This window comes from Allobosea sp. RCC_152_1, from assembly GCF_041360765.1.
GTDB lineage: Bacteria > Pseudomonadota > Alphaproteobacteria > Rhizobiales > Beijerinckiaceae > Allobosea > Allobosea spartocytisi.
The window spans coordinates 1008275-1033009 of the sequence record NZ_JBFUPU010000002.1 but is presented as its reverse complement, the minus strand read 5'-3'; the positions used below and the strand labels follow the sequence as shown (position 1 = coordinate 1033009).

General features: G+C 66.8%; 27 protein-coding genes. 15 read left to right on the top strand and 12 right to left on the bottom strand.

Annotation, left to right across the window (positions count from 1 at the left end):
* Nucleotides 1–170: 170 nt before the first annotated feature.
* Nucleotides 171–1214, bottom strand: a complete 1044-nt coding sequence (locus AB6806_RS11415) for a DUF2125 domain-containing protein (RefSeq protein WP_370954632.1) — start codon at nt 1212–1214, stop codon at nt 171–173.
* 117 nt (nt 1215–1331) lie between these two features.
* Here AB6806_RS11415 and AB6806_RS11410 point away from each other — a divergent pair, with 117 nt between their 5' ends.
* A complete protein-coding gene (locus AB6806_RS11410; RefSeq protein WP_038363565.1) occupies nt 1332–1901 on the top strand; it encodes a gamma-glutamylcyclotransferase in 570 nt (189 codons plus the stop codon).
* A gap of 135 nt (nt 1902–2036) precedes the next feature.
* Here the strand turns inward: AB6806_RS11410 and AB6806_RS11405 are convergent, their stop codons facing one another.
* Both AB6806_RS11405 and AB6806_RS11400 read right to left on the bottom strand, forming a co-directional pair.
* Nucleotides 2037–2543 (bottom strand): hypothetical protein, encoded by a 507-nt coding sequence (locus tag AB6806_RS11405; protein WP_166652890.1) that lies wholly within the window; start codon nt 2541–2543, stop codon nt 2037–2039.
* Nucleotides 2544–2627: 84 nt separating this feature from the next.
* On the bottom strand, nt 2628–3557 hold the full coding sequence (locus AB6806_RS11400; protein WP_370954631.1) for an amidohydrolase family protein: 930 nt from the start codon (nt 3555–3557) through the stop codon (nt 2628–2630).
* A 231-nt stretch (nt 3558–3788) separates the two neighbouring features.
* Here AB6806_RS11400 and AB6806_RS11395 point away from each other — a divergent pair, with 231 nt between their 5' ends.
* The 8 genes from AB6806_RS11395 (at nt 3789) to AB6806_RS11360 (ending at nt 11692) form a co-directional block, all read left to right on the top strand.
* The gene (locus AB6806_RS11395; RefSeq protein WP_370954630.1) at nt 3789–5138 is read left to right on the top strand and encodes an ABC transporter substrate-binding protein; all 1350 of its coding nucleotides are present in this window, start codon (nt 3789–3791) and stop codon (nt 5136–5138) included.
* Nucleotides 5139–5241: 103 nt separating this feature from the next.
* A complete protein-coding gene (locus tag AB6806_RS11390) occupies nt 5242–6168 on the top strand; it encodes a carbohydrate ABC transporter permease (protein ID WP_370954629.1) in 927 nt (308 codons plus the stop codon).
* Nucleotides 6168–6986, top strand: coding sequence for a carbohydrate ABC transporter permease (locus AB6806_RS11385; protein WP_038363572.1), 819 nt, complete (start codon nt 6168–6170; stop codon nt 6984–6986). The genes AB6806_RS11390 and AB6806_RS11385 overlap by 1 nt, the downstream gene beginning before the upstream one ends.
* Before the next feature lie 94 nt (nt 6987–7080).
* On the top strand, nt 7081–7977 hold the full coding sequence (locus AB6806_RS11380; RefSeq protein ID WP_112763629.1) for a dihydrodipicolinate synthase family protein: 897 nt from the start codon (nt 7081–7083) through the stop codon (nt 7975–7977).
* A 25-nt stretch (nt 7978–8002) separates the two neighbouring features.
* Nucleotides 8003–8680 (top strand): GntR family transcriptional regulator, encoded by a 678-nt coding sequence (locus tag AB6806_RS11375; RefSeq protein WP_038363576.1) that lies wholly within the window; start codon nt 8003–8005, stop codon nt 8678–8680.
* Nucleotides 8681–8732: 52 nt separating this feature from the next.
* On the top strand, nt 8733–9725 hold the full coding sequence (locus AB6806_RS11370) for a sialic acid TRAP transporter substrate-binding protein SiaP (protein ID WP_142022113.1): 993 nt from the start codon (nt 8733–8735) through the stop codon (nt 9723–9725).
* A 171-nt stretch (nt 9726–9896) separates the two neighbouring features.
* On the top strand, nt 9897–10409 hold the full coding sequence (locus AB6806_RS11365; RefSeq protein ID WP_142022112.1) for a TRAP transporter small permease: 513 nt from the start codon (nt 9897–9899) through the stop codon (nt 10407–10409).
* On the top strand, nt 10406–11692 hold the full coding sequence (locus AB6806_RS11360) for a TRAP transporter large permease (protein ID WP_142022111.1): 1287 nt from the start codon (nt 10406–10408) through the stop codon (nt 11690–11692). Before AB6806_RS11365 ends, AB6806_RS11360 begins: the two co-directional genes overlap by 4 nt.
* Nucleotides 11693–11707: 15 nt before the next feature.
* On the opposite strand, the gene AB6806_RS11355 is transcribed toward AB6806_RS11360, so the two are convergent.
* The 5 genes from AB6806_RS11355 to ftsE all read right to left on the bottom strand — a co-directional run bounded on the left by AB6806_RS11355 (nt 11708) and on the right by ftsE (nt 15593).
* Nucleotides 11708–12121 carry a hypothetical protein gene (locus tag AB6806_RS11355; RefSeq protein ID WP_133560612.1) on the bottom strand — a complete coding sequence of 138 codons (414 nt, stop codon included), beginning with the start codon at nt 12119–12121 and terminating at the stop codon, nt 11708–11710.
* Nucleotides 12122–12216: 95 nt separating this feature from the next.
* A complete protein-coding gene (locus AB6806_RS11350) occupies nt 12217–12978 on the bottom strand; it encodes a lysophospholipid acyltransferase family protein (protein WP_038363582.1) in 762 nt (253 codons plus the stop codon).
* A 141-nt stretch (nt 12979–13119) separates the two neighbouring features.
* Nucleotides 13120–13914, bottom strand: a complete 795-nt coding sequence (locus AB6806_RS11345; protein ID WP_112763624.1) for a YdcF family protein — start codon at nt 13912–13914, stop codon at nt 13120–13122.
* Between the two features lie 67 nt (nt 13915–13981).
* The gene (locus AB6806_RS11340; protein ID WP_142022110.1) at nt 13982–14947 is read right to left on the bottom strand and encodes a cell division protein FtsX; all 966 of its coding nucleotides are present in this window, start codon (nt 14945–14947) and stop codon (nt 13982–13984) included.
* Complete coding sequence (ftsE, locus tag AB6806_RS11335; protein ID WP_038363585.1) at nt 14934–15593, bottom strand: cell division ATP-binding protein FtsE; 660 nt, start codon at nt 15591–15593, stop codon at nt 14934–14936. The genes AB6806_RS11340 and ftsE overlap by 14 nt, the downstream gene beginning before the upstream one ends.
* Before the next feature lie 272 nt (nt 15594–15865).
* Here ftsE and AB6806_RS11330 point away from each other — a divergent pair, with 272 nt between their 5' ends.
* The 3 genes from AB6806_RS11330 (at nt 15866) to AB6806_RS11320 (ending at nt 17739) form a co-directional block, all read left to right on the top strand.
* Nucleotides 15866–16666 carry a zinc-ribbon domain-containing protein gene (locus AB6806_RS11330; RefSeq protein WP_185747959.1) on the top strand — a complete coding sequence of 267 codons (801 nt, stop codon included), beginning with the start codon at nt 15866–15868 and terminating at the stop codon, nt 16664–16666.
* 131 nt (nt 16667–16797) lie between these two features.
* Nucleotides 16798–17355, top strand: coding sequence for a hypoxanthine phosphoribosyltransferase (hpt, locus tag AB6806_RS11325; protein ID WP_038363587.1), 558 nt, complete (start codon nt 16798–16800; stop codon nt 17353–17355).
* 9 nt (nt 17356–17364) lie between these two features.
* Nucleotides 17365–17739, top strand: coding sequence for a response regulator (locus tag AB6806_RS11320; RefSeq protein ID WP_038363589.1), 375 nt, complete (start codon nt 17365–17367; stop codon nt 17737–17739).
* Between the two features lie 21 nt (nt 17740–17760).
* On the opposite strand, the gene AB6806_RS11315 is transcribed toward AB6806_RS11320, so the two are convergent.
* Nucleotides 17761–18267, bottom strand: coding sequence for an Lrp/AsnC family transcriptional regulator (locus AB6806_RS11315; protein ID WP_038363591.1), 507 nt, complete (start codon nt 18265–18267; stop codon nt 17761–17763).
* 135 nt (nt 18268–18402) lie between these two features.
* Here AB6806_RS11315 and AB6806_RS11310 point away from each other — a divergent pair, with 135 nt between their 5' ends.
* Nucleotides 18403–19557 (top strand): trans-sulfuration enzyme family protein, encoded by a 1155-nt coding sequence (locus AB6806_RS11310; RefSeq protein ID WP_142022108.1) that lies wholly within the window; start codon nt 18403–18405, stop codon nt 19555–19557.
* 121 nt (nt 19558–19678) lie between these two features.
* Here the strand turns inward: AB6806_RS11310 and AB6806_RS11305 are convergent, their stop codons facing one another.
* Together AB6806_RS11305 and AB6806_RS11300 are read right to left on the bottom strand one after the other, a co-directional pair.
* Nucleotides 19679–20266 (bottom strand): glycoside hydrolase family 19 protein, encoded by a 588-nt coding sequence (locus tag AB6806_RS11305; RefSeq protein WP_142022107.1) that lies wholly within the window; start codon nt 20264–20266, stop codon nt 19679–19681.
* Between the two features lie 80 nt (nt 20267–20346).
* Nucleotides 20347–20868 (bottom strand): cysteine dioxygenase, encoded by a 522-nt coding sequence (locus tag AB6806_RS11300; protein ID WP_051988091.1) that lies wholly within the window; start codon nt 20866–20868, stop codon nt 20347–20349.
* Between the two features lie 180 nt (nt 20869–21048).
* Here AB6806_RS11300 and AB6806_RS11295 point away from each other — a divergent pair, with 180 nt between their 5' ends.
* Entirely contained in the window at nt 21049–21528 is a 480-nt protein-coding gene (locus AB6806_RS11295; protein ID WP_038363596.1) for an Lrp/AsnC family transcriptional regulator, read from the top strand.
* Between the two features lie 99 nt (nt 21529–21627).
* Nucleotides 21628–22923 carry an aminotransferase class V-fold PLP-dependent enzyme gene (locus AB6806_RS11290; RefSeq protein WP_370954628.1) on the top strand — a complete coding sequence of 432 codons (1296 nt, stop codon included), beginning with the start codon at nt 21628–21630 and terminating at the stop codon, nt 22921–22923.
* Between the two features lie 111 nt (nt 22924–23034).
* Here AB6806_RS11290 and AB6806_RS11285 read toward each other — a convergent pair whose 3' ends face one another.
* Complete coding sequence (locus AB6806_RS11285) at nt 23035–24654, bottom strand: peptide chain release factor 3 (protein ID WP_038363602.1); 1620 nt, start codon at nt 24652–24654, stop codon at nt 23035–23037.
* Between the last annotated feature and the right edge of the window lie 81 nt (nt 24655–24735).

Genomic DNA, 24735 nt, shown 5'->3' with positions numbered 1-24735 from the left:
GTCGAGAGAATTTAAAAAGGGGCGCTTCGGCGCCCCTTTTCATTTGCTCGACATTTTCAAACGAGCACCTGGCTGCGGCTCGGCAAGCTTCTGCCGGAGAAGGCGCTGACCCCTTCGCTTCCCGAGATGGTCGGGTCGAGCCCGAGCATGACGAGGAGACGCGCGCCGCCTCAATACAACGGCAGCAGCGGCTTCAGCGGCAGGCGGATCGGGCCGAGGAAGACGCGGCCCTCCCGCAGGGAGACCGGCGGCAGCGGCGTGAGGCCGGGCGCCGTGGCGGCGGCGCTGCCGCCGCGCCCGCCCAGCAGGCCGCCGAGCCCGCCCAGCAGATTGCCGACGCGGACGCCGCCGATCTGCTGGATGCCCGCGGCGGCCAGTTGCAGATCGCCGCCAACATGGTGGGTCGGGTCGAGCAGCAATTGCCCGCTGCCGTCGATGCGGGCCGCGCCCTTGGTCGTGGCGAGGCGCGTGATGTCGAGGACGCCGTTGGCGTTGCGCCAGGCTTCGAGCGCATCGGGGTTGAAGCCCTGGCGGAAGGCCTCCGACTGGGTCAGCGTCGCCTGCAGGTCGATCGTGCCGGCATCGGTCGTGCCGAGCAGGGCGTCGATCACCGGCAGCACGGTCCCCTTGGCGGAGAGCGCGATATCGACGGCCTGATCGGTTGCCGGGCGGTCCGGATTGCGGCGCAGATGCGTTTCCAGCGAAGCAGCGCGCCAATTCTCGGCGGCCTGCCCCGGCGTGGTGAGGGTGGCGTTCGGCTCCGCCGCGACCAGCGCGAAGCGCTGCGGATCGCGCCAGGCCAGGCTGGCGTCGAGCTGCTTCCAGGTGATGTCGAGGCTGCGGCCTTCCGGCAGGGAGACGCGGGCGGGGCTGGTCGCTTCGAGGATGACGAGGCCCGGCGAATAGATTTGCCCGACAGCCAGCGCCGGGCCGGTCTCGACCCGCACGGCATCGCCCCAGCGCGTCGAGGTCAGGGCGAGCGAATCGCAGCGGACCTCGATGCGGAAGGGAAAGCCGCGAACGGTCCGGTTGTTGCAGGTCCAGCTCCGGCCGCGCTCGGCCTCCTTGGCGAGAGCCTTGTCGATCTCGGCGACGGTGCGGCCATGGACGTAGAACCAGAAGCCCGACCAGGCCGCCGCCAGCACGACGAGGAGGCCGAAAGGGGCATAGAGCCAGAAGCGGCTCTGGCGGCGCGTCGGGGAGAGGTCAGTCATGCGGCAGGCGTTCCTTGCGCGAAGGCGGGCCGATTGTTAGCTCGCCAGAACGGCGGATGCCAGAGTGGCGGATGCCCGCCACCAAGCAGGCCGGCATGGCCAAATGATGAGACGGCGATGACGAGCGAAAGCGATGCGGCGGATCTCTGGGTCTTCGGCTACGGGTCGCTGATCTGGCGGCCGGGATTCGCCTTTGCGGAAAGCGTTCCGGCGAAGCTCCATGGCTATCACCGCTCGCTTTGCGTCTTCTCGCATGTCCATCGCGGCACGCCGGACCGGCCGGGCCTCGTGCTCGGGCTCGATCGCGGCGGGGTGTGCCGGGGGCTGGCCTTCCGGGTCGAGGCCGGCCGGGCGGAGGAAACGGTCGCCTATCTCAGGGCGCGCGAGCAGGCGACGGCGGTCTATCTCGAGCGCCGTGTTCCGTTGCGGCTGGATGATGGCCGGCGAGTCGAGGGGCTGGTCTATGTCGCGGACCGCCATCACCTGCAATATGCCGGCAAGCTGCCGCCCGCCGCCTTGCTGAAGCTGGTTCGCCAAGGGCGCGGCCAGTCGGGCGAGAATCCCGATTATGTGCTGCAGACCCATGAGCATCTGCGCAAGATGGGGGTCTATGATCCCGTGCTCGCCGCGCTGGCGCAGGAGCTGGCGCCGGGCCTCCACGCGACGCATCCGCCGGTGAAGGGCTGATCGCCACGCCATGCGCCCGCAACCGGGCACTGTGGGACGGGCGTCCCCGCCGATTTGTTAGGGGTGCGCATCGTCATTCCGGGTCTAGCCCGGAATGACGATGCGTTTCCATGCGATGCGCGGCGCGGAACCGGCTCAGGCGCCCTTCAGGCGGGCGTTGCACTGGCTGTAATAGCCGCCGCCCTTCTGGATCCATTTCAGGCCGCCATTGCCATTGGTGGCCTTGTTGGCGTTGTACTGGTCGTCGCAGGTCTTGAAGCGCTGCTTGCCGGCCGAGAGCTGCGAATATTTCGGATCGACCTTGCTCGGGAACACGGCGTTGCCGGCCGGGGCGGGGGCCGCCATCGGCTTCGGCGCTGCCGGTGCGGCGGCGGTCGTGGCGGCGGGTTTCGGCGCGGCCGGAGCGGGCGCCGTCGTGGCTGCCGGGGCGGAGGCAGGGGCCGCGGTGGCGCTGTCGCCGCATTGCGTCTTGCGGAAGTCGTTCCAGGACTGGCCGTTGAGCGCGTTGCCCGTTTTGGCCGCCTGATACTTGGTGCTGCATTCCTTCATCGTCAGCGCGAGCGCCGGCGTCGAAGCCTGGATCATGAACCCGCCGGCGAGCGCGAGAAGGCCGGCAGCAAGCGCGAATCTGGTCTGTGTCATGATGATCCTCCCCCTTATGGGGTGCTTGTCGATGCCGCTGCGGCCGGACGGATCATTCCGGGCGGTCGGGCAGCAAGGATGAGGCTAGCCCCGCGAAGATGAACTGTCGCTGACGATTTTGGCCGGATTTCGGCCATGTTTCGTAAGGTAAACCCGCGCCGCATTGCCGCCGAAGATTGCGGCCCGCTCGGCGTCCGAGAGCGTCGCGGTGAGACGTTCGGCGGTTGCGAGCCATTCGGCGTAGGGCGCACGCAGCGTCGCGACCGGCCAGTCGCTGCCCCAGAGCAGGCGTTCCGGCCCGAAACAGGCGAGGAGATGCGCCACCGCAGGCGCCAGCGTCGCGTCCGTCCAGTCCGGCCCGGCTTCGGTGACGAGGCCGGAGAGCTTGCAGACCGTGTTCGGCTTTGCGGCCAGCTTGGCGATGCCGTCGCGCCAGGCGGAAAGGTCGGCACCGGCCACGCCTGTTGATGTGAGATCAGGTTTGGCGCCGTGGTCGATGACGACGGGAAGCTCCTTCTCGCGCTCCAGCAGGGTGAGCAGTGCCGGGATCTGCGGCAGCTTCACCAGCGCGTCGAAGACGAGATTGTGCTCGCGCAGTGCCGCGAAGGCGGGGGCGAGCTCCGGCCGGGCGAGCCAGTGCGGATCGGGAATATCCTGCGCCATGGGTCTGAGGCCCACCAGCAGCGGATATGCGGCCAGCGCGGCGATGCGGGCGGGGGCGTCGGGCGCCGCGAAATCGGCCCAGCCGACGACGCCGGCGACGAAGGGCGTGGCGGCCGCGGTTTCGAGCAGGAAGCGCGTTTCGGCCTCGCTCGGCGCGGCTTGGACGAGGATGGTGGCGTCGATGTCGTGGGTGGCCAGCAGCGGTGCGAGATCGGCCGGGGCGAAGTCGCGGTGGATGGCCTCGAGCGCGGGCGTGAGCCAGCCATAGTCGCCGCGGTCGAGCCGCCAGAGATGCTGGTGGGAATCGATGCGCGGCGGGGCAGGCGGCTTGCTGGGAGAGGGGCTCGTCATGCGCGTCGCCATGCGGATCCTGGGCTCGGCGGCAGCAGCGTTCGGCCGGCGCGGTCCCCTATGTGCACGCCAACATGTTAGCTTGCAACCGGCTTGAAAGCAGATTAGCGTCCTGCCCGGGTCGCTGTCGCGGCGGAGCCCAAAAGCTTGCCGCGACAGAGACGAAAGCCCGAAAATGGGCCGCCTGCAAGTGGGCGAAATACCGTTTCACAGGTCCTGGGGAGGACGCCGATGACCGACAGCATTCTCAAGCCGACTCGCCGTGCGCTGTTGCGCGGCGCCGCCGCGACCGGCGCGGGCGTCATCGCCGCGCCGCTGGTGCTGCGCGAGGCGCGTGCGCAGGCGCCGTTCAACTGGAAGCGCTTCTCCGGCCAGTCGATCGACGTGCTCTTGGTCAAGAACCCCCGCTCCGAGCTGATGCAGGCGGCGGAGAAGGAATTCACCGAGCTGACCGGCATCAAGGTCTCCTCCGAGCAGGTGCCGGAGCAGCAGCAGCGCCAGAAGGCGGTGATCGAGTTCGCATCGGGCAAGCCGAGCTTCGATGTCAGCGGCATCTCGCTGCATGTGCAGAAGCGCATGGCGGCGAAGGGCAAGTGGTTCGAGAACCTCGACCCCTACATCAAGGACGCCTCGCTGACGGCGCCGGATTTCGACTTCGCCGATTTCGGCGCCGGGCCCGTCGCCTATGCCCGGCAGGCCGACGGCTCGCTCGATACCGTGCCGTTCTTCGTCGACTACTGGATCGTCTACTACAACAAGGAGCTCTTCGACGCGAAGGGCGTCGCCTATCCGAAGTCGATGGACGAGATGTTCACCGTCGCGCAGAAGCTGCACGATCCCGCCAAGGGTATCGCCGGCTTCGTCTCGCGCGGGCTGAAGAACGCCAATGTCCCGGTCTGGACCTCGCTGATGCTCGGCCAGGGCTCGGAGACGACCTCGCCAGACGGCAAGCTGCTCACCGACACGCCGGAGGCGATCTGGGCCGGCGAGCTCTACAAGAAGCTCAACAAGGAGACCGGGCCGGTGGGTTCGGTCGGCTTCAACTGGAACGAGTGCCAGACCACTTTCATGCAGGGGCGGGCGGCGATGTGGCTCGACGGCGTCGGCTTCGCCACGCCGCTGGAGGACCCGTCGAAGTCGCGCATCGTCGGCAAGGTCGGCTACGGCATCACCCCGCCGGGGCCGAAGGCGCATCACGCCGGCATGTTCGCCGACGGCATGGGCATCTCGCGCGGCTCCTCGAAGAAGGAGGCGGCCTGGCTCTATGTGCAGTTCATGACCAACAAGAAGAACCAGATCGCCATGCTGAAGGCCGGCGCCGGCGCGCCCGGACGCTCCTCGGCCTATCTCGACACCGAGACGATCCAGCAGTCGAAGTTCGGCAAGCAGTATTTCGATTGCCTGCTCGGCTCGGCCAAGATCGCCCGGGCCGGCCTGCCGCAGATCGTGCCGGTGACCGAGTTCCGCGACGTCTTCGGCGTGGGTCTGACCAACATGATCGGCGGGGCCGATGTCGCGAGCGAGCTCAAGAAGGCGACGGAAACCTTCGCCCCGGTGCTGGCCAAGAGCGAGCTGGGGTGAGCGCAAGAGGCGTCATGGCCGGGCTTGACCCGGCCATCTCGTCACCAATGCACACTCTCGAAGAGGTGCTCGGGTCAAGCCCGGGCATGACGGTTCCAGACGCATGACCAGTACATCCCTGCCAGCCAATCTCGCCAGCGCGGCGCCCGCGACCTCCACAACGTCGCAGGATTTCACGCCGCGCTACTGGCTGTTCTCGTTGCCGGCGGTGCTGGTGATCGCGGCGGTGATCGTGTTCCCGTGGCTGTTCACGCTGTTCATGTCCACGCAGGACTGGAAGATCGGCGGCGGCGCGGAGTTCGTCGGCCTCGGCAACTTTGTCGAACTGGCCAGGGACCAGCGCTTCCTCGAATCGATGGGGCACACGGCCTATTTCACGATCCTCGCGGTGGTGCTCCCGATCGTGTTCGGCACGGCGGCGGCGCTGGTGTTCCATCGCGAATTTCCCTTTCGCGGGCTACTGCGCACGATCTTCGTGATGCCGATGATGGCGACGCCGGTCGCGGTCGCGCTGGTCTGGACGATGATGTTCCACCCGCAGCTCGGCGTGCTGAATTACCTGCTTTCGCTGTTCGGCATCGGCCCCTCGGCCTGGGTCTACGATCCCGCGACGGTGATCCCGACGCTGGTGATGGTCGAGGTCTGGCACTGGACGCCGCTCGTCATGCTGATCGTGCTCGGCGGTCTCGCCGGGCTGCCACGCGAACCCTATGAATCCGCGCTGATCGACGGCGCCAATGACTGGCACATGTTCCGGCACATCACGCTGCCGCTGGTCTGGCCCTTCATCATGGTGGCGATCGTGATCCGCACCATCGATGCGCTGAAGGCCTTCGACACGATCTTCGTGATCACCCAGGGCGGGCCGGGCACGGCGTCGGAGACGCTGAACATCTTCCTCTATCTGCAGGCCTTCCAGTTCTACAAGATCGGCTACGCGTCCTCGGTCGTGGTGATCTTCTTCGTCATCATCATCATGCTCTCGCTGTTGCTGCTCTATGCGCGGCAGAAGTCGAAGTGGAACGCGTGATGGGCCGCTTCGCCAAAAAGCTCGGCTTCTGGGCCTCGGTCTTCGTGCTGGTGTCGCCGGCGGTGCTGGTCTTCCTCTGGATGATCTCGCTGTCGCTCAAGAACGAGCTCGACAACACCGCCTTCCCGCCGGTCTTCATCCCGGATCCGCCGACGCTGAAGAACTATGTCGACGTCTTCGCGCAGAACAATTTCGGGCTCTATCTCTGGAACTCGATCCTGGTCACGGGCGGTGCGGTGCTGCTCGGCCTCATCGTCGGCGTGCCCGCGGGCTATGGCATCGCACGCGGCAAGGCGCATAAATTCGCGATCCTGATCCTGATCGCGCGGATGACGCCGGCCTTGTCCTATCTCATCCCGCTCTTCCTGCTCTTTCAGATCACGGGACTGGTAGGCACGATCACGGCGCTGGTCATCACCCATCTCGTCATCACCATCCCGATCATCGTCTGGATCATGATCGGCTACTTTGAGAACATCCCGATGGAGCTGGAGGACGCCTCGCGCATCGACGGTGCCACGAGCTGGCAGGCCTTCCGCCATGTCGCGCTGCCGCTGGCGAAGCCGGGCATCGTCGTCGGCGGCATCCTCGCCTTCATCTTCTCCTGGAACAACTTCATCTTCTCGGTGGTGCTCGGCGGCAAGGCGAGCCGCACCCTGCCTTCGGCTGTCTACAACTCCCTGACCTTCGAGCAGATCTCCTGGGGCCCGCTGGCAGCGGCGGCGCTGCTGGTGACCCTGCCGGTGCTCCTGGTGACCGTGATCGCGCAGCGCCAGATCGTCGCGGGATTGTCGGCCGGAGGCCTCAAGGACGGCTAGCCGGAACCATCGCAAGGACGCTGCGGAGCCCTTGCGAGTCGATCTGTCTTCGTACTAACATGTCAGTCACTGTTCAGCTCTGAAAGTTCCCTCCATGGCCTCCGAAAAGACCCGCTTCGGCCTTTCCTGCGCGATCACGACCCCGATGCGGGAGGGCGGCGGCATCGACCTGCCGCGCCTCGTCCGCCATGCCAAGCATGTGCTCGCGCAGGGCTGCGACTCGGTCACGCTGTTCGGCACCACGGGCGAGGGTGCGGCGCTCGGCCTGCCGGCGCGGACCGCGATGATGGGCGCGCTGATCGGCGCAGGGATCGATCCGGCCAAGCAGATCTATGCCGGTATTGCCGCGGCCTCGATGCAGGAGGCGGTGGAGCAGTCCAGGCTCGCGCTCGATGCCGGGGCGAAGGGGCTGCTGGTCGCGCCGCCCTTCTACTTCAAGGGCGTCAGCGACGAAGGGCTCTATGTCTGGTTCTCGCAGTTCTTCGAGAAGCTGGGCGCTTCGGCCCGCAATGTCATCCTCTACCACATCCCGTCGGTGACGGCGGTCGAGATCAGCGTCGGGCTGGTGCAGCGGCTGAAGACGGCCTTCCCCGGGCTCGTTGCCGGCGTCAAGGATTCCTCCGGCGACTATGCCAACACCGAGGCGCTGCTGAAGGCGCATGGCGAGCTCGCCATTCTCGTCGGCGACGAGCGCCAGCTCGCGAGGGCGGTGCGCAACGGTGCGCAGGGCTCGATCTGCGGCGTCGCCAATCTGGTGCCGGCATTGTTGCGACCGATGGTCTACGAGGGCAAGGACAGCCCGGTGGTGAATGCCCTCGTCGACGAGATCTGCTCCTATCCGGTGCTGGCGGCGGTGAAGGCGCTGACGGGTCATGTCCATGGCGATCCGGGCTATGGGGCAATGCGCCCGCCGCTGGAAGCACTGGACGAGGCCACCCGCAAGCGGCTCTTTGCAGCCTTCGATTCGATCACGCAGGCGAAAGCCGCCTGAAGGAGGCGGCCCGAGGGAGGGACATGTGACCCAGCCGGAGCAGGAACCGCGCGAAGGCGAGCCGCTGAAGCTGAGGGAGCGCGCCTATGCCTCCTTCACCGAGCGGCTGCTGGCGCGCGAGATCAAGCCCGGCCAGTTCGTGACCCAGCGCGAGCTCGTGGCGATGACCGGCTTTCCGCTCGGCGCCATTCGCGAGCTGATTCCGCGTCTCGAAGCCGAGGGGTTGATCAAGACCGTGCCGCAGCGCGGCATGCAGGTCGCCCATGTCGACCTGAACCTGATCCGCAACGCCTTCCAGTTCCGGCTCTTCCTCGAGAAGGAGGCGACGGCGCTCTATGCGCAGAACGCGACCGACGCCGAGATCGCCGAGCAGCGGGCCCGGCACGAGGCGATCGTCGCCCGAGCCGAGGCCGGCGGCGACGAGCGGCTGATCGAGGATGCCGAGGACATCGACCGGCTGATGCACGAGGCGATCATCGACCATCTCGACAACGAGATCGTTGCCCAAGCCTTCCGGGTCACCTGGCTCAAGATCCGGCTGATCCGGCAATACGAGACCCGCATCCACAACAGCATCATCATCCCGGTGATGCAGGACCATCTCGCCATCATCGCGGCGATCGAGACGCGCGATCCCGAGCGCGCCGCTGCGGCGATGGCCACCCATATCGGCAACGCCCGGACGCGGGCGATGCAATACTGAGAGCGAAGACCATAACGAGCCGGAACACCGGCCGCCTCCGGAGGAAACAGAGATGATCAAGCAGAGCAGACGCGATTTCCTGGCCGCCGCTGCCGCAGGCTCGGCAGCCATCGCCGCCCCCTCGATCCTGCGGGCGCAGGCCCTCGTCCTGCGCTGGGCCGACGGCCAGCCGGCGACCCACCCCTCGCCGCAGAGCGCGGTGAAGGCCGGCGCCGAGATCAAGGAAAAGACAAGCGGGCGCATCGATGTGCAGTCCTTCCCGAACGGGCAGCTCGGCTCGTCGCGGGACATGGTCGAGTCGGTCGCATCGGGCGCGCTGACCATGGTGACGGAAGGCGCGGCGCAGCTCGGCCAGTTCGTGCCGCAGCTCTCGATCATCGAGGCGCCCTATATCTGGAAGGACGCGGCGCATATGACGCGGGCGCTGAAATCCCCGCTGATCGACGAGCTCAACAAGGCGCTGGTCGAGAAGCGCGGCATGCGCATGATCGGCGTCAATTATTATGGCGTGCGCCACCTCACCAGCGGCAAGAAGCCGATCAACTCCGTCGAGGACATGAAGGGCTTCAAGCTGCGCGTGCCGGAGGTCGACACCTTCCGCGCCATGGCCGAGGCCTGGGGCGCACGGCCGACGCCGCTGAACTTCTCCGAGCTCTACCTCGCGCTGTCGCAGGGCGCGGTCGACGGGCAGGAGAACCCGCTCCCGACCATCGCCTCGGCCAAGTTGGCGGAGGTGCAGAAATACCTCGTGCTGACGGCGCACATCATCACGCCGCGCCTCGTGATCGTGAACGAGGCCGCCTGGCAGAAGATCCCGCAGGCCGATCGCGCCGTCATCGTCGCCGCCGTCGACAAAGCCGCGGCCTGGCAGGACAACGAGATCCTGGAGCAGGAGAAGAGCCTGGCTGAGAGCCTCGGCAAGCAGGGCATGACGGTGACGACGCCGGACAACGAGGCTTTCCGCAAGCCGGTGCTGGCAACGGTCCCGGCCAAGTTCGAGAGCAAATGGGGCAAGGGGCTCTGGGATCGCATCCAGGCGCTGTGACCTTTCCCTGTGCTCAGCCCTCATCCTGAGGAGCCGCGAAGCGGCGTCTCGAAGGATGTTCCCGGAGACTCCGGAACCAACTGGACCATCCTTCGAGACGCGCTCCTTAGGAGCGCTCATCAGGACGAGGGCTGAGCTCGGGCTTCCAGGTATCGAGAAAAGGCAATCCGCATGACGCTCTGGCCCAGGCTGTTCGACCGGGTGATGGAGGTGATCGCCGCGATTCTCCTCGTTGCGCTCTTGGTCACGGTGTCGCTCGGCATCGTCACCCGCGCCGTCGGCGAGCCGCTGATCTGGACCGACGAGGTCTCGCGTTTCCTGATGCTGTGGGTCGCGGTCGTGGGCTGGATCCTTGCCAGCCGGCGGCGCGCCCATATCCGTATCCGCTTCTTCCACGACATGCTGCCGGCGCGGGGATGGCGCTCGGCGGAAGCGCTCATGCAGCTCGCCATGGTCGTCTTCGGCGGCCTGACCGTCTGGTATTCCATCCATCTCGTGCAGGCCAATTACGATCTCGAGGCGACGACCGTGCCGCTCTCGATGGGGCTGCTCTACGCGCCGATGGTGCTGGCCGGCATCGTGACCGTGCTGCAGGGCCTCACGGAATTCGTCGGCAACCTCATGAACTGGCGGACCTCTCCCTATGAGCCGGTCGCGGCGACGCTGCAGGAGCCGGCCGAATGAGCGCGCTGATCTTCAAGATCTCGGCCGTCTGGCTGCTGTCGATCCTGGCGGGCTTCCCGCTCTTCGCCTCGATGGGGCTCGCCGCCTTCGCCTTCGTGCTGATCGGCGAACTCTCGGCCTCGATCGTGCCGCAGAAGATGGCGCAGGCGATGAACTCCTTCCCGATCGTCGCGGCGCCGCTCTTCATCCTGATGGGCAACATCCTCGCGGCGGCGCGCATCACCGACCGCATCGTCGCTTTCGCGACCTCGGTGATCGGCTGGCTGCGCGGCGGTTATGCCCATGCCTCGATCCTGACCAGCATGATCTTCGCCGGCATGGTCGGCTCGGCGGTGGCGGATGCGGCGGGTTCGGGCGCCATCGAGATCCGCGCCATGCAGAAAGCCGGCTACCGGCCGGAGACGGCGGCGGCGATCACCGCCGCGGCGGCGACGATCGGGCCGATCATCCCGCCTTCGCTGCCGATGGTGATCTACGGCGTCACGGCGGATGTCTCGATCGGGCGGCTGTTCATCGGCGGCGTCATCCCCGGCATCCTGATGGGCTTGTCGCTGATGGTGATGGTGATGTTCATCGCCAAGCGACAGGGCTTCCGGAAGGAAGGGTTCAAGGGCTTCCGCGAGATCGGCCGCAGCTTCCTGAACGGCTTCTTCGCGCTGATGACGCCGCCGATCATCCTGGGCGGCATGTTCTCGGGCCTCGTCACGCCGACGGAAGCGGCGGCCGTCGCCTGCCTCTACGCGCTCTTCCTCGGCTTCTTCGTCTACCGAACGCTGGAGGTGAAGCAGCTCTGGCCGATCCTGATCGACACGGTCGAGACGATGGGGCTCGTCGCCGTGCTGGTGATGGCCGCGGGCGCTCTCGGCTGGTGCATGTCGATCTCGCGCGTGCCGCAGACGCTGACGCCGCTGATCGTCGAGACGATCGCGCATCCGCTCGTCTTCCTGCTGGTCTGCAACCTCATCCTGCTCGTCGTCGGCTGCTTCATGGAGGCGTTGGCGGCGATGCTGATCCTGATCCCGATCCTGGTGCCGGCGGCGAACAGCTTTGGCATCGACCCGGTTCAGTTCGGCATCATCATGATCCTGAACCTGATCCTGGGGACGATCCATCCGCCGATCGGCGTCGTGCTCTTCGTGGTGACGCGCATCGCCAACGTCTCCTTCGAGGCGATGTCGAAGGCGATCCTGCCCTGGCTCGTGCCGCTGCTGGTGGTGCTGGCCGCGATCACGCTCTGGCCGCCGCTGACGACCTGGCTGCCGAACCATATCATGGGGCCGTGAGGTCGGGCCGATGCGCTAGCCCGCCGTTTCCGCCTGGGGCATCAGGTCGAGCAGGGCCGCGCGGCGGCTGGCGCCGTCCTCCGCGAGGAGATGGACGTGGATCTCCTTCGCGCCAGCCTCGGAGACGGCGCGCTGCCAGCGTGCCAGCGCCGCCTCGACGCCGAAGGGACCGGAATCGCGGGCCGCGATGATCTGCCGCTCGGCCGAGACGGCGAGCAGCACCGCATCGGTGAAGCTCAGGGGATGGGTGTCGTCGGCGGCGAAGACCGAGGCGACATAGCGCCGGCCCGAGCGGCCGCGCCAGGCGGTGAAGCGACGCTCGCTCAGCGCAGCCGTGCTGCGCAACGGCATCTCGCGGGCCACTGTCTCCGGCGCCGGGGCCGGTTCATCGAACAGGTCCGGGGTGAAGCGATAGGCGAGGGCAGCCATATTCGTTCCTCCTGCAATAGGAACAAAATGGGAACGCTGTGGGGATAAGTCAACCGGGCCCGGTTTGGGCGAGATGATGCTGCTGTCAGGATATGTCAGGAGTTCGCGAGTGGATCCAGGCCGCGGGCGGCCAACTCGGCTCGGCCCTGGGCGAGCAGCCGGTCGCTGGCCGTCTCGATGCGCTCCTGCAATTCGTGCTGGAAGCTCGTCTTGTCGAGGCCCGGCATGATCGGCGGCAGGATCTCCAGCCGGATCGTCCCCGGGCGCCGCAGAAACTGGCGGCGCGGCCAATACAGACCCGAATTCACCGCGACGGGCAGGCAGGGCACACCCATCTCGGCATAGAGATGGGCGACGCCGAATTTGTAGGCCGGCGGCGCGCCGGGCGGCCGGCGGGTTCCCTCCGGAAAGATCAGGAGCTGGCGGCCCTTCTGGCCCAGCTCGATCTTGGCGAGGCGCGTGACGTCCTTGAGCGCGCGGGCGCGGGCGCCGCGATCGACCGGGATCATCCTGAGCTTGGCGAGGCACCAGCCGAAGACCGGGATGCGCATCAGTTCCCGCTTCAGGATGAAGACCGGGTCCGGAAAGAGGGTGAAGAGGGTAAAGGTCTCCCAGAAGGACTGGTGCTTGGCGGCGACCATCAACCCGCCTTCGGGAATGTTCTCGCGCCCGATGATCTCGTAGCGCGTGCCGGCGACGACGCGCATCAGCCAGAGCGAGCTGTGCGACCAGGCCGCGGCGACGTTCCGAAGCACCGCCTGCGGCAGCAGCAGCGCCGGCAACACCACGAAGATCAGCCAGAGGATGAGATTGGCATAGAACAGGACGTTGAAGGCGAGCGAGCGCAGGATCAGCATGGGCCCGCAATGAGCCCGAGACGCGGCGCCGGTCAAGCGCTTCCCGGACCGCGCTCGAAAACTTCTCGAGTCCTCATCCGGAGGCGCCATTTCGCCGGAAGCGACGTCTCGGAACAGAGCGCGAAACGTCAGCCTGCCGGCTCAGCCGTCGCGGTGGGTGGCCCCGCGCAGATGCGAGCGCCTTTCGGCCTCCGGGCCCAGGACTTCGGCCGGCTTCGGCGAGACCGGCTTGCGGCCGCCGATGATGACCGAAAGCCGGGAATATTCCGGGTCGTCCTCGACGAAGCTGCGCAGCCGCGCCACGAGATATTTGACGTATTCCGGGGCGAGCAGCCTGATCGTCGACCAGCGGTACCACCAGCCCGCGGTGTCGAGCTGATCGGTGACGACGGGATGGGCGATGAAACGCAGGCCCGGCATGGCATGGGAAAACTCGGCCAGGGTGCGCGGCATGTGATAGTTCGACGTCACCACCAGCAGCGAGCGGAAGCCGTGCCGGCGCACCCAGCGGCGGGTCTCGATCGCGTTGCCGATGGTATTGCGCGCGCGGTAGTCGAGATCGACGCAGCAGGCGAGCAGGTCACGCGATGCCGGGTTGAGCCGGGCGAGCTCCTCGCGGCTGGTCTTCTCGTTGACGCCGCTGATGAGGAGGCGCGCGCCGCGATCGGCTCCGAGCAGGCCGATGGCGTCGCCGATGCGCTGCGAGCCGCCGGTGACGACGACGATCGCATCGGTCTGCGGTGTCGCGACCGGCTCACGGGCCTCGATCCCGGCCGCGAAGCGGGCATAGCCGCAGACGAAAAGGACCGCACCGAGGGTGGTGGTCGCGATGGCCGCGAGCGCCAGGATACGACGACGCGACAGCCCGCCGCGCGAAACGGACGTCACCGTAGCGCCCACCGCGAGATGGTCGTTGCTGCTGCCAATCATGGCCATGGCGCGAACCTAACCGGCCAATCGGGCATAACGGCGGCACGAGGCAAATTGTCGTTGCGCCGCGTCGTCATGCCAGCACCTTCAGGTAATGGCGCACGGTGAAGCGCGAGACGAGCCCGGCGATGGCGGCGACGACCAGGGCGACGAGCACGACCGCGGCATAGCCGGCCCAGCCGATCTCGAAGGCGCCGAACAGGGCCTGCAACTGCTCCGCCTCCGGCGCCGTCGACCAGAAGGACGAGACGAAGCCCAGAAGCGCGATCGCGACGATGGCGGCGAGGCCGCCCATCGCGCCGCCGCGCAGGCCGAGCCGGATGAAGCGGCTCTGGAACTCGCGCGCGATGAAATCGTCGCCGGCGCCGACGAAATGCAGCACCTCGACGCTTTCGCGGCTGCCCGCCATGGCGCCCCGCGTCGCGAAGGCGACGGCCAGTGCCGCCGCCGTCAGCACGAGCAGCACGATGACGAAGCCGGAGACGATGATCGTGCTCGCCATCGCCGAAAGCCGCCTGATCCAGACCCGGTGATCGTCGAGGATCGCCGTCGACACCTCGTTGCGCAGGGCCGGGCCGAAGCGGGCGATGTCGGGAGAGGCGCCGGGCTTGAGCTTCAGCACGATGAGCCGGGGCACCGGCAATTCGACGAGGTCGAGGCCGGTGCCGAGCCAGGGTTCGAGCAGCTTGTCGGATTCCGCCTTGGGCACGGCACGCACGCTCTCGATGCCGTCGAGCGCCTGGGCCATCGCCACGGCCTTGGCGACGTCTTCCTCGATGTTGCGGCGCGCCTCCGGGCGGATCTGGATGGTCATCTCGTCGGAGACGGCACCGCGCCACTGGTCGGAGGCGCGCGCGGCGAGCACGGCCGCCCCGGCGCTCAGCGCGGCGAGAAAGGTCAGGATCGCGATCACGGCCATCAGCGCGCGGCCGGCCACCGTGTCGACCGGCACGAGCGGCTGGCCGCGCCGGAGATTGGTCGGCAGGGCCTTCTCCTCGCGTGCCTCGTGGTCGTATTCGATGGCTTCAGGCATCGACATGCAGATGCCCGTCGGCCAGGACGAGACGCGGCGCGTCGTAGATGTCCATGAGGTTGAGGTCGTGGGTCGCGATGATCACGGCGGTGCCGAGCTGCTGCAACTCCATGAACAGGCGCAGCAGGCGGCGGCCGAGGCCGGGATCGACATTGCCGGTCGGCTCGTCGGCCAGGAGCAGCTCGGGCCGCGCGATCAGGGCGCGGGCGATGGCCGCGCGCTGCTTCTCGCCGCCGGAGAGAACCGCCGGCACGGCATGCATGCGCTCGCCGAGGCCGACCCAGCGCAGAAGCTCGACGACCTCGGCGCGATAGCTCGCCTCTTCCTTGCCGAGCACGCGCAGCGGCAGCGCGACATTCTCGTAGACGGTGAGATGGTCGAGCAGGCGGAAATCCTGGAAGACTACGCCCATGCGGCGGCGGAAGGCCGTCAGCGTCGATCCGTCGAGGCGCGAGACATCCTGCCCGAAAAGGTTGACGAGGCCGCGCGTCGGCTTCAGCGCCATCAGGATGAGGCGCATCAGCGTCGTCTTGCCGGCGCCGGACGGCCCGGTCAGATACTGGAACGAGCGCGGCGCAATGCTGAAGTTGATGTCCTTCAGCACCTCCGGGCCCATGCCGTAACGCAGGCCGACATTCTCGAAACGAACCAAGCCGTCTTCCTCGTCCCATAGCGCACGGCCGGCAGAAATCCCGGCCGGCGCAGCAATGCTATATCGTAAGCGGCGGCGCACCGAGCCGCTGCGCACGCCTCAACATGCCCCCAAGATTCTTCACGCGACGTTAACCATAAATCGCGTCAATGAAGCCGGTTGCCTCGGTTGGCCGAAGCAATGCTTCGCCGTGGCTTGCCGCCGGCGAAAGGCCCGGAAAGACTCGGTGCCGACTGCCGGTGCCGTTCATCGCAGGAAACCACGCTGCCTTCATGCTGATCGTCTGTCCCTCCTGCGCCAGTCAGTATGAGCTCGACGCGGCCAAACTGGGGCCGGGCGGGCGCAAGGTGCGCTGCGCCCAATGCAAGACGCTGTGGCATGTCGATGCGGCGAGCGAGATGCCGCCGGCGCCGAGCGTCGAGGAGACGCAGGCCCTGCTGGCCGAGGAGCTGGAGCGAGCAGCCGCGATCGAGGCGGAGATCGCCGCAGTCGTTGCCGAGGACGCCACGGCGGGCGAGGCGGGCGTGCCTGAGGAGGAGCCGCCGCCGGTCGTGCCGCCGGAAACCCGTCCTTCGGCGGGATACAGGGCGCGCTTCGGCAAAGCCGTGGTCGTGGGGCGCAAGGGGCTCGCGCTGCCCGCCGTCGCGGCGCTGGCCGGCGTCACGCTCCTGGCCGGACTGGCCTGGCAACGCAATCTCGTGGTTCAGGCCGCGCCGCAGCTCGCAGGTCTGTTCGAGCGGATCGGCCTGCCGGTGAATGTCCGGGGCCTGAGCTTGACGGCCGTCGAGAGCGGCTTGATCGACGATGGGCAAAGCCGTTTCCTCGTCGTCGAGGGCGACGTCACCAATATCGCGAAAGGCAGGACCAAGGTGCCGCCGATCCAGGTTTCGGTAAAGGACGAGGCCGGGCAGACCCTCTATAGCTGGACCACGGAGCCGCCGCGCGGCGTGCTGGAGCCGGCCGAGCTGATGCGCTTCCGCGCAAGGCTGGCGTCCCCGCCGGAAAAGGGGCGCTCGGTGCAGGTGCGCTTCACTTCCACGGCGGGCACGGCCAATATCGCGAGCGCGCATTAATCTTGCAACGATGCCCCCGCCCTGCGGTTTGCGGCGGCCCGAACGTACGATATCAACCCGCCGCGAACGTTCTCGGCGCAAGCCCTGCGCGGGAACCTTCGCGGCCATAAGTCACGAAAGCAGGAGTCATTATGCCGGAACGGCGGATCAGGGTGCTCTATGACGAGGCTGCGATCGCGCAGCGCAATGCGGAGATCGCGCAGGCGGTCGCCGACAGCCAGCCGAAGGACTTGCTCGTCGTCGCCGTCCTCAAGGGCAGCTTCATGTTTGCCGCCGATCTGATCCGCGCCATGCATCGTGTCGGCCTCGCGCCCCAGGTCGAGTTCATCCACCTGTCGAGCTACCGGACGGGGACCGTCTCCACCGGCCAGGTCGAAATCCTGCGCGACGTGCAGAGCGAGGTGCGCGGGCGCGACGTGCTGCTGGTCGACGACATCCTCGAATCCGGCCGCACGCTCGCCTTCGCCAAGGATCTGCTGGCGGCGCGCGGCGCCCGCTCGGTCTCGACCGCCGTGTTGCTGGAGAAGCCGAACAAGCGTGCCGTCAACATCGTGGCTGATCATGTCGGCTTCGAATGTCCGGATTATTTCGTCGTGGGCTACGGCATGGATGTCGCCCATTCCTATCGGCAACTGCCCTTCGTCGGCGTCATCGAAACCGAGGATCAGGCCGGTCTGCCAGGCATCTGAGGAACTGCCATGTCGCGTATTCTGGTCGTCGATGACGAGGAGCCGTTGCGCGCGCTGGTCGCGCGCGGGCTCGGCATGGATGGTCACACCTGCATCACCGCTGCGGACGGAGCCGAGGCGCTCGACATCCTCATCGCCGAGCAGGGCCATTTCGACCTGCTGCTGACCGATATCCGCATGCCGCTGATGGACGGCATTGCGCTGGCGCTCGCCGCCAAGCAGCAGTTCCCGGAGCTGACCATCATGCTGATGACCGGCTATGCCGAGCAGCGCGAGCGGGCGAAGAGCCTCGAGGCGATCGTGGAGGAGGTGATGACGAAACCCTTCACCATTGCCGAGCTGCGCGCCACGGTGCTGAAGGTGATCGAGCGTTCGATCGGGTAGGCGAGCGTCTTAACGACTGTCCTATGAGGTGCGCCTCGGCAGCGGGGAGGCGCGACGTTCCTGTGGGCCTTTCCGCAGCGGGCCGACCACTTCGCGCATGGCGACATAGGTGTAGAACGACGCGACATTGGGATCGTCGTGGAAGACCTCGCGGGCAAAGGCGGCATAGGCTTCCATGCTCTCCACCTGGAGGTGGAGGACGAAATCGGCGCCTCCGGTCACATAGGATGCCTGCCTGATCTCGGGGCGCGAACCCAGCTTGCGCGCGAATGCGTCGGCGAGCTGCGAGCCCTGCACCAGCGAGACCAGCACATGGATCGTGACGGGCACGCCGAGCACGGCCGGGCTCACGACCGAGACGTCCGCGGTGATGATCTTCTCCGCCCGCAGCCGGCGTAACCGACGCAGCACGGCGCTTTGCGACAGCCCGACCCGTTCGGCTAGGATGCGCGCCGGGGTCTGGTTGTCGCGCTGCATTTCCTCCAGCAGCGCATGATCGAAGCGGTCGAGATCGGCGATTTTCGTCACGTTGGATCCTTTGATGACGAAAATAGTCGTATGCCGGCGAAAAACGCCAATTAAAATTACGATCGCGCGCTAGAGTGTGGTCAGCCGTCGATATAGGCGAGAGCGCCGCGCAAAGCAGGAAGGCCCGGAGAGACAATGAGCACGAAGAGCTGGAGCCCGCGGAGCCTCACGGCGCAGGCCATGGGGAAGATCGATCCCGTCACCAAGGCTGTGGTGCCGCCGATCCATGTCGCGACGACCTATATCCGCGACGAGGACAACGGCTATTCGACCGGCTTCATCTACGGGCGGCCGGACAATGAGACGACACGCGAGGCCGAAAGCCTGCTCGCGATGCTGGAGGAGGCGAAGGGCGGGGCGCTGCTGTTCGGTTCGGGCTCTGCGGCGGCGACGGCCGTGTTCCTGGCGCTCTCGCCCGGCGACCATGTCGTCGCCTCCAAGGTGATGTACTGGGCGCTGCGCAACTGGCTGATGACCGAGGCGAAGCGCTGGGGCCTGAATGTCGAGTTCGTCGAGACCGACGATCTCGCCGCGCTGAAGGCCGCCGTGAAGCCCGGCGTGACCAAGCTCATCTGGGCCGAGACGCCCTCCAACCCGCTCTGGACAATCACCGACATCGCCGCCGTCGCCGAGATCGCGCGCAAGGCCGGGGCCAAGCTCGCGGTCGATTCGACCTGCGCCTCGCCGGTGCATACGCGGCCGCTGACGCTCGGCGCCGACATCGTCATGCATTCGGCGACGAAGGTGCTGAACGGCCATTCCGATGTCATCGCCGGCGCGCTCTGCGCCCGCGAGGATGATGAATTCTGGAACCGCATCAAGACGGTGCGGAGGGGGCAGGGCGGCATCCTCGGGCCGTTCGAGGCCTATCTGCTGATGCGCGGCATGCGCACGCTCCATGTCCGGCAGGAGCGCCAGTCGGCTTCGGCCATGGCGCTGGCGCAGCGGCTTTCGGCGCATCCGCTGGTGGCGCGCGTGCTCTATCCCGGCCTGCCACAGCATCCCGGCCACGACATCGCGGCGCGGCAGATGGAGAACGGCTTCGGCTTCATGCTCTCGGTCCAGGTCACGGGCGGCGAACAGGCGGCGATCCGGACGGCGGCGCATGTCGAGCTCTACAAGCGGGCGACCTCGCTTGGCGGCGTCGAGAGCCTGATCGAGCATCGCGCCTCGATCGAGGGCGCCGGCTCGCCTTGCCCGACAGACCTGCTCAGGCTGTCGACCGGCATCGAGGATGTCGAGGATCTCTACGCCGATTTCGACCAGGCGCTGAAGGCGGGGCACGGTTGAGCGGCTACCGCCTGCCGTCATGGTCGGGCCTGACCCGACCATCTCTGAAACCAGCTTTCTGGTCACGAGATTATCGGGTCTGCGCTTCGCTTCGCCCGAGAATGACGCGTGCGCCAGGGGATCACACCCAAATCCCTTTTGCCTTTTCCAGATAGCGCGCCCGTTCCGCCAACCCGTTGCGGCCGCCATTGATCAACTTCGTCACGGCGGCGACGTCGTCGGCGTCGGCGGCATTGTTGATCGCGCGCTCGCTCCAATAGGCGAAGGCAACGAGGAGCGAGATGTCCGGCTCCTTGGCGCGCTCCGGCTCGGCTTCGAGGTCGATGCCGATGATCTCTCCGAAGCGGCGGTAATTGGCGCGACCGGTGAGCTGGAAGATACTGCGGCCGTGATAGCGGATGCCGTCGCCGGCCTGGGTGTTGCCGAGGTCCTGCCGGCCCTCATAGCGCAGGAAATAGCTCGCGCCGCCATATTCCTCCAGCGTGCGGAAGCCGTCGGTCTCATGGGCGGCCTGGGCGAGGAAGTGGCATAGACGCAGCCGCGTCGAGACATCGTGCTCGCGGGCGAGAGCGTCGAAGCGCAGGGCAATACCGTTGACGATATGCGCCTTGCCGTTCGGGGCGAGGCGCAGAAGACGCTCGCGGGTGACGGCGAGTTCGGGTTGCGGCGATGTCCCGGAGATGTATGCGACGATGCCTCTGAGCGACATGGCTGGCCTCCTGCAAAGGAGGCCATCATCGCGTGGCGGTGCATCGCGGGGATAAGTTGCCGGGAGCGTCCGGCCCGAGATCAGCCGCCGACGGCGGTGTATTCGGTCTCGATCGAGGAGGCATGGGCCTCGTGGTCGAAGCCGTAGATGTGGATCGAGATCGCCTCGCCCGGCCCGAAATTGCGCATCCGGTGGATATTCGGTCCCGAGGGCAGCATGCAGGCGACATAGCCGGGCTGCCGCTGCTGTTCCTCGGTCGGGACGGCGCGGCTGGCGTCGATGGCGCGATACCAGGTCTCGGTGACGACGCCCGAGACGACGCCGAAGCAGCAGGAGCAGTGGTGATCATGGATTGAGGTCGCGGAGCCCTCGCCCCAGACGATCGCCCAGATGCTGACATTCTCGTCGCCGGCGAGCAGGTTGCGGGCGTAACAGCCGGGCTTACGCTCGAGCGGCAGGCGCTGGATCAGATCGGGCATGGCGACGAGCTCGCGCAGTACATCGCGGGCCGCCGCGAGATAGTCCCGCGAGAGCGTTCCCTCGTCGCTACGCAGGCTGCGAAGCACCGCGCCCTGCCGCTCCGCGCTCAGAAAACCCTGCATCCCGTCACCCTCTCGATCCGACCAGGAGAATGGTACCGGGAGAGGGCGGGCAGCGGTTTGCAGAGATCGAGAATTTTTTGCTCTTATCGAAATTTTGTACCCTTGATTTCAGAAAATGTGGAAAAATAAACCCGGTGTATGCTTCGCTTAAGAAGCTGGTTCCGAATCTGCTGAGGGCATATGGCCAAGCTCGATGCTTTCGACCTGCGCATTCTCGCGCGTTTGCAGGAGGATGCGAGCCTGCCGCTGGCGGAGCTGGCGGAGTCGGTCGGGCTTTCGCCCTCGCCATGCTGGCGGCGGGTGCAGAAGCTGGAGGAGGGCGGATACATCAAGCGCCGCGTCGCGCTGCTCGACCGGGAAAAGCTCAATGCCGGCGTCACCGTCTTCATCGCGGTCAGGACGGCGCGGCATTCGATGGAATGGCTGGAACGCTTCCATTCCGCCGTCCAGGACCTGCCGGAGATCGTCGATTTCTACCGGATGAGCGGGGAGATCGACTATCTGCTCAAGGCCTGCGTCTCCGATATCGCCGCCTATGACGCGCTCTACAAGAAGCTGATCTCGCGCATCGATCTCTCCGATGTGACCTCGATGTTCGCCATGGAGGAGCTGAAGTCGACGACAGCGGTCCCGCTGGGATTCGCGCTGCCGGGACATTGAGGGTCGGACCGGTTCGCGGAAAGCGGATGCGTGGCATGTCACAGCACTGAGACAGCTTGGCGCTACCTCCCGCGCGGGCCGTCCCAGGAGATCATGAACATGTCGAACCCGGTTCCTCAGACCAGCCGCCGTGCGCTGTTGCTCGGCCTCGGGGCCGCCGCGCTGGCGGGGCCGGTTCTTGCGCGTTCGCTGCCGGCATTGCCGACATCGAACCTCGGGGCGGATACGGGCTACTGGCAGGCCGTGCGCGGCCTCTACAGCGTCACGCCCGACATGGTGAACCTCGAGAACGGCTATTGGGGCATCATGGCGGAGCCGGTGAAGGCGGAATACAAGCGCCTGACCGATTTCGTGAATTTCGAGAACACGGTCTATGCCCGGACCAAGATCGGGGCGGATCTCGACAATGTTCGGACTCCGCTCGCGGAGTTTCTCGGCGTCGCGCGTGAGGAGATCGCGCTGTCGCGTGGCGCGACCGAGGCGCTGCAAGCCTTGATCTCGGGCTACAACAAGCTGAAGCCCGGCGACACCGTGCTCTATGCCGATCTCGACTACGATTCGATGCAGTATGCGATGAACTGGCTGAAGGATCGGCGCGGTGTCGCGGTGGCGAAGTTCGACATTCCGGAACCCGCGACGCGCCAGGCCGTGCTCGACGCCTATGACGCTGCCCTGAAAGCGAATCCGAAGACCAAGCTTCTCCTGCTGACCCATGTCAGCCACCGCACCGGCCTGATGATGCCGGTGAAGGAGATCGCGGCCATGGCCAAGGCGCGCGGCGCCGACGTCATCCTCGACGCGGCCCATAGCTGGGGCCAGATCGACTTCCAGGCCAAGGATCTGGGCGTCGATTTCATCGGCTTCAACCTGCACAAGTGGATCGGAGCCCCGCTCGGCGTCGGCATGATCTACATCGCCCGGGAGCGCCTCGCCGATATCGACCCCTATATGGCCGACGAGGATTTCAAGGCCGACGACATCCGCTCGCGCCTGCATACGGGCACGCCGAACTTCGCCGCTCAGCTCACCGTTCCGGCGGCGCTCGCCCTGCACCGGGAGATCGGGCCGCAGGCCAAGGAAGCGCGCTACCGCCATCTGCGCAATTACTGGGTCGCTAAGGCGCGCGAGCTCAAGGGCGTCGAAATCCAGACGCCGGACGATCCGAGCATGGTCGCCGGCATCACCTCCTTCGCGCTGACCGGCAAGCGCTCGCCCGCCGACACCAACGCAATCGTCGCGGCGCTGCGCGACCGGCACAAGGTGATGACGGTGCGTCGCGGCGGCGTCGCCAAGGGCAACACGATCCGCATCTCGCCGGCGCCCTACATCATGGAAGCCGATCTCGACAGGTTCGTCGCGGCGCTGGCGGTGGTGTCCGGCAATCGGGCTGGCTGACGTCGGACCTTTCCTCTGCCGTCATGGTCGGGCTTGTCCCGACCATCCACGGAGAGCCGTGTTCAAGACGTGGATGCTCGCCACAAGGGCGAGCATGATGCTGAGCCCGGATCAGGCCTTCGTGACCTTCTGGTAGTCCTTCACGTCCGAGAAGGTGATGTCGGGCGCGCGCTCGGCATCGTATTTCAGCGTGAACTGGCTCGACGCCATGAAGACCGGGTCGCCGTCGAGGTCATCGGCCATGGCCGAGGGCTTGTGGCCGACGAACTTGGCCAGCGCGACCTTGTCCTCCGAGGAGACCCAGCGCGCGATCGAGAACTGGCAGGGCTCGAAATCGACGGGGAGCGAGTATTCCGCGTCCATGCGCTCCTTGAGCACGTCGAGCTGAAGCGCGCCGACGACGCCGACAATGGCGGGCGCGCCGTCATGCGGCAGGAAGAGCTGGACGACGCCTTCCTCGGCCATCTGCTGCAGCGCCTCGCGCAGCTTCTTGGCCTTCATCGCGTCCTTCAATTTGACGCGGCGCAGGATTTCCGGGGCGAAGCTCGGCACGCCCTTGAAGACGATGTCCTCGCCCTCGGTCAGCGTGTCGCCGATGCGCAAGGTGCCGTGGTTCGGCAAGCCGACGATGTCGCCGGCGAAAGCCTCCTCGGCGATCGAGCGGTCGCGGGCGAAGAAGAATTGCGGGGCGTTGAGCGGCATCGGCTTGCCGGTGCGGACCAGCTTGGCCTTCATGCCGCGCGACAGCTTGCCCGAGCAGATGCGCATGAAGGCGATGCGGTCGCGGTGGTTCGGATCCATGTTCGCCTGGATCTTGAAGACGAAGCCGGTCATCTTCGGCTCGTCCGCCTCGATCGGGCGCTTGTCGGATGCTTGCGCGCGCGGGCTCGGGGCATAGGCGCCGAGCGCGTCGATCAGGTCGCGCACGCCGTAGTCACGGAGCGCCGCGCCGAAATAGAGCGGCGTCAGATGGCCCTCGCGGAAGGCCTGGAGATCGAAGGGCTTCAGCCCCTCGGCGGCCAGGAAGACCTCCTCGCGCCAGGTCTCGGCGGCGCCATGCGGCAGCAGCTCGTCGAAGAGCGGATCGTCCCAGCCGGAGACCTGGCGGTCCTCGGCGCGCTCGTCGCCCTTCTGGTTGCGGCGGAAGGTATTGGCCTTGAGATCGTAGGTGCCGACGAATTCGCGGCCGCGGCCGACCGGCCAGGTCATCGGCGCGACGTCGAGCGCCAGCGTCGTCTCGATCTCGTTGATCAGGTCGAAGGGATCGCGCGTCTCGCGGTCGACCTTGTTGATGAAGGTGACGATCGGGATGTCGCGGAGACGGCAGACCTCGAACAGCTTCTTGGTGCGGTCCTCGATGCCCTTGGCGGCGTCGATCACCATGACGGCGGCGTCGACGGCGGTCAGCGTGCGATAGGTGTCTTCCGAGAAGTCCTCGTGGCCTGGCGTATCGAGCAGGTTGAAGACGTGGCCGCCGTACTCGAAGGTCATCACCGAGGTGACGACCGAGATGCCGCGCTGGCGCTCGATCTTCATCCAGTCCGAGGAGGTCTGGCGGCGGCCCTGCTTGGCGCGCACCTCGCCGGCGAGCTGAATGGCGCCGCCGAAATAGAGCAGCTTCTCGGTGAGCGTCGTTTTGCCCGCGTCCGGGTGCGAGATGATGGCGAAGGTGCGCCGGCGCGCGTGCGGCGCCTCGGCCGCCGGGGCCTGAAGGGTCGAAAGATCGGTCATGGCCGGTTTGAAGACAGGATGAGGCGGGCGAAGTCAATCATTCTCGCCGCGCCGTGGCGGCGCGTGCCGAATTCCGCGCCG

Bases quoted from the DNA above. Each gene is read 5' to 3' on its own strand.
- AB6806_RS11415 (WP_370954632.1), bottom strand. From the start codon at position 1,214: ATGACTGACCTCTCCCCGACGCGCCGCCAGAGCCGCTTCTGGCTCTAT.
- AB6806_RS11410 (WP_038363565.1), top strand. From the start codon at position 1,332: ATGACGAGCGAAAGCGATGCGGCGGATCTCTGGGTCTTCGGCTACGGG.
- AB6806_RS11405 (WP_166652890.1), bottom strand. From the start codon at position 2,543: ATGACACAGACCAGATTCGCGCTTGCTGCCGGCCTTCTCGCGCTCGCC.
- AB6806_RS11400 (WP_370954631.1), bottom strand. From the start codon at position 3,557: ATGACGAGCCCCTCTCCCAGCAAGCCGCCTGCCCCGCCGCGCATCGAT.
- AB6806_RS11395 (WP_370954630.1), top strand. From the start codon at position 3,789: ATGACCGACAGCATTCTCAAGCCGACTCGCCGTGCGCTGTTGCGCGGC.
- AB6806_RS11390 (WP_370954629.1), top strand. From the start codon at position 5,242: ATGACCAGTACATCCCTGCCAGCCAATCTCGCCAGCGCGGCGCCCGCG.
- AB6806_RS11385 (WP_038363572.1), top strand. From the start codon at position 6,168: ATGGGCCGCTTCGCCAAAAAGCTCGGCTTCTGGGCCTCGGTCTTCGTG.
- AB6806_RS11380 (WP_112763629.1), top strand. From the start codon at position 7,081: ATGGCCTCCGAAAAGACCCGCTTCGGCCTTTCCTGCGCGATCACGACC.
- AB6806_RS11370 (WP_142022113.1), top strand. From the start codon at position 8,733: ATGATCAAGCAGAGCAGACGCGATTTCCTGGCCGCCGCTGCCGCAGGC.
- AB6806_RS11365 (WP_142022112.1), top strand. From the start codon at position 9,897: ATGACGCTCTGGCCCAGGCTGTTCGACCGGGTGATGGAGGTGATCGCC.
- AB6806_RS11360 (WP_142022111.1), top strand. From the start codon at position 10,406: ATGAGCGCGCTGATCTTCAAGATCTCGGCCGTCTGGCTGCTGTCGATC.
- AB6806_RS11355 (WP_133560612.1), bottom strand. From the start codon at position 12,121: ATGGCTGCCCTCGCCTATCGCTTCACCCCGGACCTGTTCGATGAACCG.
- AB6806_RS11350 (WP_038363582.1), bottom strand. From the start codon at position 12,978: ATGCTGATCCTGCGCTCGCTCGCCTTCAACGTCCTGTTCTATGCCAAT.
- AB6806_RS11345 (WP_112763624.1), bottom strand. From the start codon at position 13,914: ATGGCCATGATTGGCAGCAGCAACGACCATCTCGCGGTGGGCGCTACG.
- AB6806_RS11340 (WP_142022110.1), bottom strand. From the start codon at position 14,947: ATGTCGATGCCTGAAGCCATCGAATACGACCACGAGGCACGCGAGGAG.
- AB6806_RS11330 (WP_185747959.1), top strand. From the start codon at position 15,866: ATGCTGATCGTCTGTCCCTCCTGCGCCAGTCAGTATGAGCTCGACGCG.
- hpt (WP_038363587.1), top strand. From the start codon at position 16,798: ATGCCGGAACGGCGGATCAGGGTGCTCTATGACGAGGCTGCGATCGCG.
- AB6806_RS11320 (WP_038363589.1), top strand. From the start codon at position 17,365: ATGTCGCGTATTCTGGTCGTCGATGACGAGGAGCCGTTGCGCGCGCTG.
- AB6806_RS11310 (WP_142022108.1), top strand. From the start codon at position 18,403: ATGAGCACGAAGAGCTGGAGCCCGCGGAGCCTCACGGCGCAGGCCATG.
- AB6806_RS11305 (WP_142022107.1), bottom strand. From the start codon at position 20,266: ATGTCGCTCAGAGGCATCGTCGCATACATCTCCGGGACATCGCCGCAA.
- AB6806_RS11300 (WP_051988091.1), bottom strand. From the start codon at position 20,868: ATGCAGGGTTTTCTGAGCGCGGAGCGGCAGGGCGCGGTGCTTCGCAGC.
- AB6806_RS11295 (WP_038363596.1), top strand. From the start codon at position 21,049: ATGGCCAAGCTCGATGCTTTCGACCTGCGCATTCTCGCGCGTTTGCAG.
- AB6806_RS11290 (WP_370954628.1), top strand. From the start codon at position 21,628: ATGTCGAACCCGGTTCCTCAGACCAGCCGCCGTGCGCTGTTGCTCGGC.
- AB6806_RS11285 (WP_038363602.1), bottom strand. From the start codon at position 24,654: ATGACCGATCTTTCGACCCTTCAGGCCCCGGCGGCCGAGGCGCCGCAC.